Source organism: Gordonia liuliyuniae (assembly GCF_021738805.1).
GTDB classification, from domain to species: Bacteria; Actinomycetota; Actinomycetes; order Mycobacteriales; family Mycobacteriaceae; genus Gordonia; species Gordonia liuliyuniae.
In genome coordinates, this window is the sequence record NZ_JAKKOR010000011.1 from 1 (window position 1) to 12,573 (window position 12,573).

Here is a 12,573-nt window from a genome sequence, read left to right on the forward strand (position 1 = left end):
CCATTCCGAACCCGGAAGCTAAGCCCTCCAGCGCCGATGGTACTGCACCCTAACCAGTGTGGGAGAGTAGGACACCGCCGAACTAAACCCGAGTTAGAGCCCCCAACACCACGTGTTGGGGGCTCTAACTCTATCTCGACTCGACCTCCATCTATATGCCTGGAGGCGGTGGCACGACGAGCGGCCCGCCTTCCGGCGGGCCGCTCGTGTTTGTGAGTGTCGATGCGGGTCAGGTGAGAGCTGACAGCGCCGCCAGTCGTTCGTGCGCCTGAGTCATGATCGACTGCATCAGCTCGGCGCACGACGGTAGATCGTCGATCATGCCGACGACCTGACCCGACGCGAGGACGCCCGCGTCCGTGTTTCCCTCGACGAGGCCGGCTTTCAACAACATCGGGGTATTGCCTGCCATGATGATCTGCTGCCAGGTCCGCTCGCCGGACTTACGCATCGACACACCGTCGCGGAGCATCGTCGTCCAGCGCATGCCGGTCATCTGCTTGAACTCGTTGGCGTTGCGGGCTGCGGCGACCAACGCCTTGGCCCGGGACCCGCTCTCGAGAGCATCCACCAGCTGGGTGCGGAGCACACGGTGCGGCATACCGTCGACCTTGGTGGAGACGACCGTGTCGTTCAACGTGCGTTCCAAATACTCCTGCTTGACGCTGTCCGGAACAGCCGAGTCGGACGTCAGCAGGAAACGCGTGCCCATCGCGACCCCGTCTGCGCCGTAGCCCAGTGCCGCGACGAGACCGCGCCCGTCGAAGAACCCACCCGCCGCGATGACCGGTATCGACGTGTTTCCGGCGCCGCCGAGAGCATCTACGACGGACGGCAACAGAAGCGTCGTCGCGACCGGCCCCGTGTGGCCGCCGCCCTCGCCGCCCTGCACGATGACCGCGTCGGCACCCCACGACGCGACCTTGACCGCGTGCTTGGCTGCGCCGATCGACGGCACCACGACGAGACCGTGGTCCTTGAGCTTGGCGATGAGCTCCTGTTTCGGCGCGAGAGCGAACGACGCGACTTTGACGCCTTCACGAATCAGCAGGTCGACTCGCTCTGCGGCGTCGGTGGCGTCCGCGCGGAGGTTGACCCCGAACGGCCTGTCGGTCAACGACTTCGTCTTCTTGATCGCGAACTCGAGCTCGTCGTAGGTCATCGTCGCCGACGCGAGGATTCCGAGCCCGCCGGCGTTCGCGGTCGCCGCGGTCAGCGACGGCCCGGACACCCAGCCCATACCGGTCTGCACGATCGGATACTCGACGCCGACCATCTCGGTGAAGCGGGTGCTCAAGGTCGGAGCGGTCACGACTTCACCTCGCGGTCACGGGTGCCCTTAGGATCGATGACCTCGCGGATGATCTGGAGTTGCTCGGTGGTGGGCTCTGCGGTGACCGGAGCGGAGTCGAGCTCCGCGACGGCGAAGCTCGTGTTTTCGGTGACTTCGTCGGCCGTGACGCCGGGGTGCAGGGAGAGGGCGCGCATTGTGTGCTCGGGGCCGCCGAAGTCGAAGACTCCGAGGTTGGTGACCACGCGGTGGATGTTCAGCGAATCGAATGCAGGGTTGGCGGTGTCGCCCTTATCGAAGCCGACCCCGCACACGATGTCGACGGCGTCGACGAACACGCGCTTCGAGTGACGAGCGACCCAGTAGCTGGTCGGATGACCGAGCGTGTTGCCCGGTGCTCCGCGTAGGCCGAACATCTGTCGGGTCGGCTTCTGGAGCGGGCCGAACGCCGACAGGTTCTGATTGCCGAAACGGTCGATCTGGTTGGCGCCCATGACGACGTGGCGGCGTCCGCCGCCGATGACGTCGAAGACCTTCCGGAACGGCATCCAACCCTCCGCCGGTCCCGTCTTCCCGACCGCGGGGGTGTCCGCGAGGATGACGGCTTCGCCGTCGGTGATGAGAAGATCGGGTTCGGTCGTCAACCGGGCCAGACGCGCACCGATCAACGGAGTCGTGGCCATCGGTGACGCCATGATCTCACCGGCACCGGTGAAGATGTCGGCGCACGAGGTGACGCAGTACTCGGCGCGGGTGATGTCGGTGATGCTCACTTGTTCTCCTCTTGCTCGGCGTGCCAGCGGGTCACTTCGTTCTGGTACGTCGCCTCGTCGACGTCGAGGAAGCGCTCGCGGAACGCCGTCCACGACTCGTCGTCGGCGGCGGACTCGGCGTAGAAGCGCTGGAACGACTCGTCCCGCCCGTAATCTCCGGCGAAGGTGAAGTGGGCGCCGTTCGGGGTATGCACTACGCGGTCGACGTCCATCCGATTCAGCAGCAGACGCTCGTTGGGCACCTCGGCGACCAACTCTTCGGTCGAGACGATGCGGTCGGTCTCCAAGTAGCGGCGTTGCGCGGCCGCCATGTACATGTCGTCGAAGTACGGGTCGATTCCGGTGTAGCCTGCGTTGCCGTGCGCATCGGCGACGTCGAGGTGCACGAACGCGGCGTCCAATGTCAGCGCGGGCATCGCGACCAGCGTCTGAGTGCGACCGTCCGCGTCCGCGTACGGCGATTCGACGGTCTTGAGTTCGCCCTCCCAGAAGTCGAAGACCGCTGATCCGAGCCCGGCTCGGATCGGCATGAACGGCAGCCGGGCGCCCGCGGCCTGCAGGCCGCACTTGACCATGCCCTCGTCCATCTCGCGCGATTCGATCGCGCCCGCGGTGCGGGCCTTCGCGAACCACGGGTCGTAGAACGGTGCCGAATCGAGGGAGACGAAACCGTAGTAGGCGCGGCGGACCTTGTTCGCCGCGCAGAGCAGTCCGAGATCGGCTCCTCCGTAGGTGACGACCGTGAGATCCTTGACTTCGCTGCGTGCGAGCGCCCGGACCAGAGCCATCGGCTTACGCCGAGAACCCCATCCGCCGATGCCGATGGTCATTCCATCGCTGAGCTCAGCGACGACGTCGTCGAGTGAGCTCGTCTTGTCTCGAAAACCCATTCCTCAGTTCCCTTTCGGCTTGCCGGTGTCGACGAACGCATCGCGATGCTCGTCGGCCACGCCGGCCAGATTCAGTTCGTAGGTGTACCGCTGTTCGAGCAGGTAGCTGGTCTTCACATCGACCGGGTCGATGCCGTTGATCGCGGCCTTCGCGGCCCGGATCACCCGGGTGTCCTTGGCCGCGATCATGTCGGCGACTTCGAGCGCCGCGTCGAGCAGTTCATCGCGGGGGACGGCACGATACACGGAGCCGAAGTGGACGAGTTGCTGCGCCGTGACGTTCTGCGCGGTGTAGTACAGCGTGCGCATCATGTGCTGTGGAACCAGACGGGAGAGGTGGGTCGCCGCGCCGAGCGCTCCGCGGTCGACCTCAGGAAGCCCGAACACCGCGTCGTCGGACGCGACGATCACATCGGCGTTGCCGACGAGACCGATGCCGCCGCCCACACAGAAGCCGTTGACCGCGACGATCACCGGGACCGCGCAGTCGTAGACGGCGGAGAACGCGGCCGCGCACCCCTTGTTGGCGGCGACGAGAGCGTCGAATCCCGACGTGGCCTGCATCTCCTTGATGTCGACGCCCGCATTGAATCCCCGGCCTTCGGCGCGGAGGATCACGACGGTCGTCTCCGGATCGTCGCCGGCAGCGAGGATCTCGTCCGCCAGTTGGAACCAGGCGGCGCTCGGCAGCGCGTTGACCGGCGGGAAGTCGACGGTGACGGTGACGATGCCTGACTCGGTGCGGTTGGTGGTGATCGGCACACCTGCTCCTTACGTTCCGCAGTACCCAAGCAAATGCTTGCTTGTCCGGTAGACTAGCACCCATGAGTGAAACAGTGCATGTGCCTGTCGATCTGGGGATCGCCGGCTCGACGATCCTGGTGACCGGAGGCGCACGGGGTGTCGGGGCGGGAATCTCGGACGTGTTGGAGAGCCTGGGTGCGACGGTCGTGGTCTGTGCCCGCCGTGAGCCGGACGAACCGGTCGACGGCCGCAGCTTCTATTCGTGCGACGTTCGTGACTCCGACGCGGTCGCGCAGATGATCGCGCAGATCGTCGACGAGCACGGCCGGATCGACGGGCTGGTCAACAATGCGGGCGGATCGCCGTTCGCCCTCGCTGCCGAGGCGTCGGATCGCTTCACACAGAAGATCCTCGAACTGAACCTTCTGGCCCCGATGATCGTCGCGCGCGCGGCGCGTACGGCGATGACCGCGCGCGGCGAGGGCGGCGCAATCGTCAACGTGTCGAGCGTCAGCGGACACCGGCCGTCGCCGGGAACCGCGGCCTACGGCGCGGCGAAGGCCGGCCTGGACAACCTGACGCGATCGTTGGCCGTCGAATGGGCGCCGTCCGTCCGGGTCAACTCGGTCGTCTGCGGGCCGGTCCAGACCGAACTGTCTCACCTGCACTACGGCGACGACGCTGGCCTCGACGCCGTCGGTCAGACCATCCCGATGGGACGGTTGGCGCTTCCGGCGGATGTGGGACGCGCGGTCGCGTTCCTTCTGTCGCCATTGGCGTCGTACGTCACCGGATCGACCCTCACGGTCGACGGTGGCGGTGAGAAGCCCGCGTTCCTCGCGGCGGCGAACGCTGCCAACGCGACGTGACCGAGATCGATGTGATTGGACCTCTGAGAAGAAAGTGATGGAACAAGTGAGCAAGACGAATGAAGGCCGCGTCGTCATCGTGACCGGCGCAGGTCAGGGGATCGGACGCGCGCACGCGTTGGCGTTCGCCGCCGACGGGGCGAAGGTCGTTGTGAACGACTACGCGGCCGACTCGGCCTCGGCGGTGGTCGACGAGATCGTCGCGGCAGGCGGCGAGGCCGTCGTAGCGGCGGGCGACGTCGCCGACTGGGAGACCGGTGCGGCGATCGTGCAGACCGCGGTCGACTCGTTTGGGCGCCTCGACGCGCTCGTCAACAACGCGGGCTTCCTCCGTGACCGCATGCTGGTGTCGTTCAGCGAAGAGGAATGGGACTCAGTGGTGCGTGTGCACCTCAAGGGGCATTTCGTGATGCTTCGCCACGCGGCCGCCTATTGGCGCGGTGAGGCGAAGGCCGGCCGGACTCCGCGGGCGCGCATCGTCAACACCTCGTCGGGTGCGGGCATCTTCGGGTCGGTCGGCCAGGGTAACTATGCCGCCGCGAAGGCAGCGATCGCCGAACTGACGATTCAGGCCGCCGCCGAACTCGGCGGATACGGGATCGTCGTGAACGCGATCGCGCCCTCGGCTCGGACTCAGATGACGATGGGCGCGGGCGATGCGATGGCCGCGCAGATGGCCGCACCCGACGACGGTTCGTTCGACGCGATGGATCCGGCCAACATCTCGCCGCTCGTCGTATGGCTGGCATCCGCCGAAGCCGGCGACGTCACCGGGCGGCTCTTCGAGGTGGAGGGCGGCACAGTCACGGTGCTCGACGCCTGGCAGCGCGCCGCCAGCACCGACAAGGGCGCCCGCTGGGAGCCGAGTGAACTCGGCCCTGTGGTGCGCGGGCTCCTCGTCGACTCGCCCGAGCAGGTCAAGGCGTACGGGGCGCGCTGAGCCAGGCGTGATGCCCAACTAGGGCCCCAACCTCAGGCGGTCGCGCCGGGGGCTCGGACGACCATCGGAACGCCGGGGAAGTACGCGGCGATCTCCGAGCGTGAACGGCGGAGTGCGGCGACGCCGTATCCGTGCTTCCGGTTCTCGGGCCGGATCCAGATGCGGACGTCCACTTCGCCGCCGGTGAGTTCACCGAAGACGATGCCGACCTTCTCGTCGTTCTCGACAGCGACCAGCCAGACCGCGTCCTCGTTGTCGACGCGGCCGACTCCCTGGGCGATCTCGTCGCCGATCTCGCCTGCAGGGGCACCCGAGCCGTCGCCCGCGACGCCCTGCTCGGCGGTGCGCTCGGCGAAGATGTCGGCGTCGTCGTCCGCGGAGAAGGGGCGCAGGTCGAGCGTCTCGCCGGTGCTGGCGGGCCGTTCGGCAAGGGTGAACGTGATGGCCTTGTTGAGGTCGTCGAGTTCGCCCTGGTTCTTGCGGCGCTCGGCCTTGGTCAATTGATGCAGGGACATGTTGAGGACGGCTTCGGCTCCGAGCTTCGATTTGCCGAGCAGCTCGGCGATCGCAGTGGCGGCGGAGTCGCGGTCGTCGGCGTCGACGATCGTGTCCAGAACCTCGTGTCGCCGCTCGAGAGCGGTGAGCAGTGCGTCAGTGATGTCACGGCGGGTGGTGGCCTGGTCCAAATCAGTCATGAACCGATCGTGGCACGACTTTCCGGTTACCGGCAGGTCTACCGATCGGTAATCTTCTGCGCCCGTTTCTGCCGTGTGCGGCAACGGGTTTCACGGAGCCCCTTCCGCAAATCTAGAACACGTTCTAGTGTTGTCGTATGAGTGGAGATGAGACTGTCCTGTCCGCCGAACGACTGCTGCACAACCCGGTGCACCTCGGTGATCTGATGGTCGCGGCGCTCAAGCGTCACGCGAACAGCCCGGTGCTGCAGATCGGTGGAACTGAACTGACCGGCCGCGAGATGGCCGATGCCATCACGCGTTATGTCCAGGCGTGCGAAGGTCTGGGGTCGGGCACCGGGACTGCCGTCGGATTGCTCGCCCTGAATCGCCCCGAAGTGTTGTTCGTCGTCGGTGCCGGCCAGACCCAGGGGTGGCGCCGGACGGCATTGCATCCGCTCGGTTCGGCCGACGACCACGCGTACGTCTTGTCCGACGCCGGTGTCAGCACGCTAATCATCGACCCGGTTCCGATGTTCGTCGAGCGGGCCGTCACGTTGCTGGAGAAGGTCGACTGTCTCACCCAGGTCCTCACGCTCGGTCCGGTGCCGCCCGAGTTGGCCGACGTCGGAGTCGACCTGATCGCGGCCGCCGACCGCCGTGCGCCGCGGCCGCTGTCGGCGAAGGTGCTCGACCCCGAGCATGTCGTCTCGATCACGTACACCGGCGGCACGACAGGCAAGCCGAAGGGCGTGATCGGCACCGCGCGAGCGATGTCGACGATGACGCAGATCCAGCTCGCCGAGTGGGAATGGCCCGAGCGCCCCCGCTTCCTCATGTGCACGCCGCTCTCGCACGCGGGCGCGGCGTTCTTCGTGCCGACGCTGATCAAGGGCGGCACCATGCTGGTGCTCGGCAAGTTCGATCCGGCAGAAGTGCTCGAGACCATCGAACGCGAGAGGATCACCGCGACCATGCTGGTTCCGTCGATGATCTACGCGCTCATGGACCACCCGGACTCACGTACGCGTGACCTGTCGTCGCTGGAGACCGTCTACTACGGTGCGTCCGCGATCAACCCGGTCCGGCTCGCCGAGGCGATCGACCGGTTCGGACCGATCTTCGCGCAGTACTACGGCCAGTCCGAGTCGCCGATGGTGATCTCCTACCTCCGAAAGGACGAGCACGACGCGGCCAGGCTCGGCAGCTGCGGCAGGCCGTCGGCGTTCCTGCGGACCAAGCTCGCCGGGCCGGACGGCGAGCCCGTCGCACAGGGCGAACCCGGAGAGATCTGCGTGTCCGGGCCACTCCTGGCCGGCGGCTACCTCGGGCTGCCCGAGCAGACCGCCGAGACGTTCGCGGACGGATGGCTGCATACCGGCGACGTCGCGCGGGAGGACGAGGATGGATTCTGGTTCATCGTCGACCGCACCAAGGACATGATCGTGACCGGTGGGTTCAACGTGTTTCCCCGTGAGGTCGAGGACGTCGTCGCCGAGCATCCGGCCGTCGCTCAGGTCGGTGTGATCGGGGTGCCCGACGAGAAGTGGGGCGAAGCGGTCACCGCCGTCGTCGTGCTGCGGTCCGGCACCGGTGAGTCCGACGACACGAGGGATCGGATCATCGAGGAGATCCAAGCGTCGGTCAAGGAGCGCAAGGGCGGCGTACAGTCGCCGAAGCGAGTCGTCTTCGTCGATTCGCTGCCGCTCACGGCTCTCGGTAAGCCGGACAAGAAGGCTCTGCGCGCTCAGTTCTGGGAGGGTCTCGAGCGCTCAGTGGGGTGATCGCGAGATCACAAGAAGAATCGTGTTGCACAACGGTCGCCTCACGGCCGTTGTGCAACACGATCCGTCTGTCAGGCGGGTTCGCAGATGATGACCGGGATGGTGCGCTCCGTCCAGGCCGCGTAGGTGTCGAAATCCGCGTAGAGCTCGACGAGGCTCGGCCACAGCTGGGTCCGCTCGGCATCGTCCGCGATCCGGGCCGCGTAGTCTCCCGCGTCCGAATCGATCTGGATCCTCACCGCCGGGTCGGCCTTCAGATTGTGGTACCAGGCGGGATTCGCAGGCAGGCCGCCCTGTGACGCGACGAGCACGATGGACTCGCCGTGTCGCAGGTACAGCAGCGGAACGGTGCGCGCCTCGCCGGACTTGCGCCCGGTGGTCGTCAAGAGGCAGACCGGCACGGGTTTGCGCATGGCTGCACCGACCCGCCACCGGTTGCCCAGGCGTCCGCCGGTCAGTCGATACAGCCTCGTGTTCAGCCGCGACCCGTACTTGATGACTCGCCCGACGGCCGGCGAATCGAGTTGCGCCGGACGGTTGTTCGGATCCATCGGGTCAGATCCGCTCGAGGATGGTCGCCGTCGACAAGGCGCCTCCCGCGCACATCGTGACCAGAGCGTGCTGAGAGTCGGTGCGCTCGAGTTCGTGCAACGCGGTCGTGATCAGCCGCGAACCGGTGCTGCCCACCGGGTGGCCGAGTGCGATCGCGCCGCCGTTGACGTTCACCTTGTCCATGTCTGCGCCGTGCACCTGCGCCCAGCTGAGTACCACGGACGCGAACGCCTCATTGATCTCGACGACGTCGATGTCGCTCAGGCTCATCCCGGTCTTGGCGAGCACGCGCTCGGTGGACTGCACCGGACCGTCGAGGTGGTAATACGGCTCGGCCCCGACGAGTGCCTGGCTCTTGATGCGCGCGCGCGGGCGGAGGCCGAGTTCGCGCGCCTTGTCCTCGTCCATGATCAGCACGGCAGCGGCACCGTCGGAGACCTGCGACGAGGTCCCGGCCGTGTGGATGCCGCCCTCGATGACGGGTTTGAGTCCCGCAAGCGACTCCAGGGTCGTGTCGCGCAGGCCCTGGTCACGATTCACGTCGAGGATCTGCCCGGTCAGCTCGCCCTCGCGGGTGCGTTCGGGCGCCTTGACCGAGAGGATCTCGCGGTCGAAACGACCCTCCTCCCACGCGCGCTTCGCGTTTGCCTGCGACCGCACGCCGAGCGCGTCGACGTCGGCGCGGGTGATGCCGCGCCGCTTCGCGATGCGTTCTGCCGCGTCGAACTGGTTGGGCATGTCGATGTCCCACGACTCGGGTCGGCGGGGCCCCGCGTCGGTGCCGACGTTCGCGCCGAGGGGCACATGAGACATCGCCTCGATGCCGCACGCGACTCCGATGTCGATCGCGCCCGACGCGATCAGTCCCGCCACGAGATGGTTCGCTTGCTGCGCGGACCCGCACTGGCAGTCGATGGTGGTCGCGCCGGTCTGCCACGGCAGTCCCGCGTGCAGCCATGCGGTGCGTGTGACGTTGTTGCTCTGTTCGCCGACCTGCATCACCGCGCCGCCGACCACCTGCTCGACGAGAGTCGGATCGATGCCTGCCCGTTCGAGCACCCCTACCTGGGCGGCGCCCAGGATCTCGGCCGCGTGCAGACCCGACAGCCACCCGTTCCGCTTGCCGATCGGCGTGCGAGCCGCTTCGACGATTACCGGTACACCCATGCCACAGTCCTCTCGATGATCAATTTCATTGAAACTAGAACAAGTTCTTGTTCACGTCTATCCAGTGTGGCAGAGTGTGATCTACGACAAATTGTAACGGGTTCTCGTTTTGAGGCGAAGCCCGCGACCTTTGAAATGAGGTGATGACGTGACCCAAGCGCAGAGCGTTGAGGCAGGTGCGTCGCAGGAATCTGCGGGCAGTTGCCCGTTCATGCATCAGGAGGGCTGGGATTTCACGAGCCCAGACCTGTTGGTGCATGGAATCCCGATGAAGGAGTTCGCCGAACTCCGCAAGACCGCTCCTGTCTGGTGGAACGCACAGCTCCCCGGCAAGGGTGGCGGCTTCCATGACGGTGGCTACTGGGTGGTGTCGAAGCTCGACGACATCCGCGAAATCTCGAAGAACGCCGATGATTGGTCGGCGAACGAGAACGGCGTCATCATGCGGTTCGAAGACGACATGAACCAGGAGCAACTCGACGTCACCAAAGCGCTCCTGATCAACCACGATCCGCCGGAGCACACCCGCATGCGCAAGATCGTCTCGCGGGCCTTCACCCCGAAGGCGGTCCACGCTCTGGAGGAGAAGCTCGACGAGGCGGCACGGCGCATCGTCTCCGAGGCCGCCGCAGCGGGCAAGGGCGACTTCGTCGAACAGGTCGCCGTTGACCTACCGCTGCTCGCGATCGCCGACCTGCTCGGCGTCCCCGAGGAGGATCGCGCCAAACTGTTCCACTGGTCCAACGCGATGATGAACTACGACGACCCGGACTTCGAACCGGACCCGCTGACCGCGAACATGGAGATCCTCGGTTACGGGTACAACATCGCTGAACAGCGTCGTAAGTGCCCGGCCGACGACATCATCACCACGCTCACCGAAGCCGACATCGACGGCCAGGCCCTCGATGAGACCGAGTTCGGGTTCTTCTTCATCCTGCTAACCGTCGCGGGCAACGAGACCACCCGGAACGCGATCTCGCACGGCATGAACGCCTTCCTCGACAACCCCGATCAGTGGGAACTGTTCAAGAAGGAGCGGCCTGCAACGGCCGTCGACGAGATCGTCCGCTGGGCGACTCCCGTCAACTGCTTCCAGCGAACCGCCAAGCGAGACACCACTATCGGCGGCGTAGAGATCAAGCAGGGGCAGCGGGTCGGCATGTTCTATGGCTCAGCCAACTACGACGAAGACATCTTCGACGACCCGTACACGTTCAACATCATGCGCGACCCCAACCCGCACGTCGGGTTCGGCGGAAACGGCACGCACTTCTGCATCGGCGCCAACCTGGCCCGCATGGAGATCAATCTGATGTTCAACGCCATTGCGGACCTCGTGCCGGACATCACCAAGCTGGGTGCCCCCGACCGTCTCCGCCACGGCTGGATCAACGGCATCAAGGAACTTCAGGTCGACTACGGAACGAAGTGAGGGACGATGGCTGACGAGGTACCGTCGTATCTCGACCTCGACCGGGAGAATCATCCGGCAGTACTCGCCGGACGGCGTTCCCGCGACGCTGTGCAAGCGCGCGACAAGCAAGCGTGGCTCGCCAACTTCGCTGCCGACGCCGTAGTCGAAGACCCGGTCGGTCCATCGATGTTCGACGAAGAGGGTGTCGGACACCGCGGAGTCGAAGGGCTGTCCGCATTCTGGGACAAGACCATCGGTACCACGGAGAAGCTCGACTTCGTGTTCGACAAAGAGATCATCTGCGGCAACGAAGTGGCGTATGTGGGCAAGATCGTCACCCACATCGCAGGGCACATCTCCGAAGCGAACGGGGTCTTCACGTACAAGGCCGACAGCAACGGCGACCTGGTGGCGTTGCGGGCATTCTGGGAGGTCGGGGAGACGGTGTCATCTCTCCGCCCCGCGTGAGGTGTCATCTCTCCGCCCCGCGTGAGATCCGCTCTACGACAACGAGCCCGGCGACCTTCCAGGTCGCCGGGCTCGTCGTCGTTGGTCTACTTCTTGAAGCGTTTGGCGACGTGAGAGTCGACAGAGGCCACGCCCTGGTCGGCGATGGCGATGGCGATCAAGCCCGCGATGAGGGCGAGGGGGAGTTCGTAGCCGCCGTCAGACGCCCAGAATCCGGCATCGATGTGGGCGATGAAGATCGCTCCGATCATGTCGAAGATCAACAGCAGCGCGACGAGCGGTACGGCGATGCCCGCGATCAAGGCGATACCGCCCGCGAACTCGAGGATCGCGGCGACCCAGGCCGACAGGGTCGGAGCCGGAGCGCCCATCATCTCGAAGCCCGCGGACGTCGCGTCCATGCCGTTGACGAACAACTTCTGGCAGCCGTGCGCGAGAAAGATGATGCCGAGAATGACGCGGGCGACGGTCGTCGACAAGCCCTGCGCGTGCTTGAGCGGGTTCATGTGCGGCTCCTGGAGGATGGGCGTTCGGCGTAGAACGCTCGGGTGAACGGACTACATGATCGAACCACTTACCTTTCGTAAGTGCAAGCGGGGGCGTACATTGATGCTGTGTCCGAATCCTCCGTGCTGCCCTACGACGTGTTCGCCAAGAAGTGCCCGTCGCGGCAGGTCTTCGAGCACGTCACCGGCAAGTGGGGCGCGCTCGTGCTCGGAACGCTCGGAACCGGCCCGCAGCGTTTCGGCGAGATCCGGGCGCAGGTCGAGGGCATCAGCGACCGAATGCTCACCCAGACCCTGCGCACTCTGTGCGACGACGGACTCGCCTTGCGGGCCACGGCGTCGCCCGCACACCCCGTCTACCAACTGACCGATGCGGGGCAAGTCGTCGCCGACGCCGTTCGGACGCTGATCGTCGCGGTAGAAGCCGCGATGACCAGCGGTGCGGGCGCCTAGAAGCCCAGACGAGAAGAGCCCAGACGAGAAGAACCCAGACGAGAA

Annotated in this window: 14 protein-coding genes and 1 rRNA gene; 7 read left to right on the forward strand and 8 right to left on the reverse strand. The window is 65.9% G+C overall.

Annotated elements, in window-relative coordinates; all coding sequences use genetic code 11:
- Positions 1-83, forward strand: a 5S ribosomal RNA gene (rrf, locus tag L5G33_RS19525); the annotation flags it as partial.
- A gap of 146 nt (positions 84-229) precedes the next feature.
- Here rrf and L5G33_RS13965 read toward each other — a convergent pair.
- Genes L5G33_RS13965 through L5G33_RS13980 form a run of 4 tightly spaced genes read right to left on the reverse strand, consistent with a single transcriptional unit; the run spans position 230 to position 3,716 of the window.
- A complete protein-coding gene (locus L5G33_RS13965) occupies positions 230-1,312 on the reverse strand; it encodes an NAD(P)H-dependent flavin oxidoreductase (protein ID WP_308191577.1) in 1,083 nt (360 codons plus the stop codon).
- Complete coding sequence (locus tag L5G33_RS13970) at positions 1,309-2,064, reverse strand: CoA-transferase subunit beta (RefSeq protein ID WP_236998805.1); 756 nt, start codon at positions 2,062-2,064, stop codon at positions 1,309-1,311. The genes L5G33_RS13965 and L5G33_RS13970 overlap by 4 nt, the downstream gene beginning before the upstream one ends.
- Positions 2,061-2,954, reverse strand: coding sequence for a CoA transferase subunit A (locus L5G33_RS13975; protein ID WP_236998806.1), 894 nt, complete (start codon positions 2,952-2,954; stop codon positions 2,061-2,063). Before L5G33_RS13975 ends, L5G33_RS13970 begins: the two co-directional genes overlap by 4 nt.
- Positions 2,955-2,957: 3 nt before the next feature.
- Positions 2,958-3,716, reverse strand: a complete 759-nt coding sequence (locus L5G33_RS13980; protein ID WP_236998807.1) for an enoyl-CoA hydratase family protein — start codon at positions 3,714-3,716, stop codon at positions 2,958-2,960.
- Between the two features lie 62 nt (positions 3,717-3,778).
- Here L5G33_RS13980 and L5G33_RS13985 point away from each other — a divergent pair, with 62 nt between their 5' ends.
- A complete protein-coding gene (locus L5G33_RS13985) occupies positions 3,779-4,567 on the forward strand; it encodes an SDR family oxidoreductase (RefSeq protein WP_236998808.1) in 789 nt (262 codons plus the stop codon).
- Between the two features lie 37 nt (positions 4,568-4,604).
- Positions 4,605-5,507, forward strand: coding sequence for an SDR family oxidoreductase (locus L5G33_RS13990; protein WP_236998809.1), 903 nt, complete (start codon positions 4,605-4,607; stop codon positions 5,505-5,507).
- Between the two features lie 32 nt (positions 5,508-5,539).
- Here L5G33_RS13990 and L5G33_RS13995 read toward each other — a convergent pair whose 3' ends face one another.
- On the reverse strand, positions 5,540-6,202 hold the full coding sequence (locus L5G33_RS13995) for a GNAT family N-acetyltransferase (protein ID WP_236998810.1): 663 nt from the start codon (positions 6,200-6,202) through the stop codon (positions 5,540-5,542).
- 137 nt (positions 6,203-6,339) lie between these two features.
- Between L5G33_RS13995 and fadD8 the strand changes: the two genes are divergently transcribed.
- Positions 6,340-7,965 (forward strand): fatty-acid--CoA ligase FadD8, encoded by a 1,626-nt coding sequence (fadD8, locus tag L5G33_RS14000; protein ID WP_236998811.1) that lies wholly within the window; start codon positions 6,340-6,342, stop codon positions 7,963-7,965.
- A 71-nt stretch (positions 7,966-8,036) separates the two neighbouring features.
- Here fadD8 and L5G33_RS14005 read toward each other — a convergent pair whose 3' ends face one another.
- The gene (locus L5G33_RS14005; protein WP_236998812.1) at positions 8,037-8,516 is read right to left on the reverse strand and encodes a nitroreductase family deazaflavin-dependent oxidoreductase; all 480 of its coding nucleotides are present in this window, start codon (positions 8,514-8,516) and stop codon (positions 8,037-8,039) included.
- A 4-nt stretch (positions 8,517-8,520) separates the two neighbouring features.
- The gene (locus L5G33_RS14010) at positions 8,521-9,684 is read right to left on the reverse strand and encodes a steroid 3-ketoacyl-CoA thiolase (RefSeq protein ID WP_236998813.1); all 1,164 of its coding nucleotides are present in this window, start codon (positions 9,682-9,684) and stop codon (positions 8,521-8,523) included.
- A gap of 148 nt (positions 9,685-9,832) precedes the next feature.
- Here L5G33_RS14010 and L5G33_RS14015 point away from each other — a divergent pair, with 148 nt between their 5' ends.
- Both L5G33_RS14015 and L5G33_RS14020 read left to right on the forward strand, forming a co-directional pair.
- A complete protein-coding gene (locus tag L5G33_RS14015; RefSeq protein ID WP_308191578.1) occupies positions 9,833-11,119 on the forward strand; it encodes a cytochrome P450 in 1,287 nt (428 codons plus the stop codon).
- 6 nt (positions 11,120-11,125) lie between these two features.
- Positions 11,126-11,569, forward strand: coding sequence for a nuclear transport factor 2 family protein (locus tag L5G33_RS14020; RefSeq protein ID WP_236998814.1), 444 nt, complete (start codon positions 11,126-11,128; stop codon positions 11,567-11,569).
- Positions 11,570-11,655: 86 nt separating this feature from the next.
- On the opposite strand, the gene L5G33_RS14025 is transcribed toward L5G33_RS14020, so the two are convergent.
- A complete protein-coding gene (locus tag L5G33_RS14025; protein WP_236998815.1) occupies positions 11,656-12,075 on the reverse strand; it encodes a DoxX family protein in 420 nt (139 codons plus the stop codon).
- Between the two features lie 108 nt (positions 12,076-12,183).
- On the opposite strand from L5G33_RS14025, the gene L5G33_RS14030 reads away from it, so the two are divergent.
- Positions 12,184-12,528: a winged helix-turn-helix transcriptional regulator gene (locus L5G33_RS14030; protein ID WP_308191579.1), complete on the forward strand. Its 345-nt coding sequence runs from the start codon at positions 12,184-12,186 to the stop codon at positions 12,526-12,528.
- Positions 12,529-12,573 lie beyond the last annotated feature (45 nt).

Excerpts from the sequence above, each read along its gene's own strand:
- L5G33_RS13975 (WP_236998806.1), bottom strand. The coding sequence starts at position 2,954 with ATGGGTTTTCGAGACAAGACGAGCTCACTCGACGACGTCGTCGCTGAG.
- L5G33_RS13985 (WP_236998808.1), top strand. The coding sequence starts at position 3,779 with ATGAGTGAAACAGTGCATGTGCCTGTCGATCTGGGGATCGCCGGCTCG.
- L5G33_RS13990 (WP_236998809.1), top strand. The coding sequence starts at position 4,605 with ATGGAACAAGTGAGCAAGACGAATGAAGGCCGCGTCGTCATCGTGACC.
- L5G33_RS13995 (WP_236998810.1), bottom strand. The coding sequence starts at position 6,202 with ATGACTGATTTGGACCAGGCCACCACCCGCCGTGACATCACTGACGCA.
- fadD8 (WP_236998811.1), top strand. The coding sequence starts at position 6,340 with ATGAGTGGAGATGAGACTGTCCTGTCCGCCGAACGACTGCTGCACAAC.
- L5G33_RS14005 (WP_236998812.1), bottom strand. The coding sequence starts at position 8,516 with ATGGATCCGAACAACCGTCCGGCGCAACTCGATTCGCCGGCCGTCGGG.
- L5G33_RS14010 (WP_236998813.1), bottom strand. The coding sequence starts at position 9,684 with ATGGGTGTACCGGTAATCGTCGAAGCGGCTCGCACGCCGATCGGCAAG.
- L5G33_RS14020 (WP_236998814.1), top strand. The coding sequence starts at position 11,126 with ATGGCTGACGAGGTACCGTCGTATCTCGACCTCGACCGGGAGAATCAT.
- L5G33_RS14025 (WP_236998815.1), bottom strand. The coding sequence starts at position 12,075 with ATGAACCCGCTCAAGCACGCGCAGGGCTTGTCGACGACCGTCGCCCGC.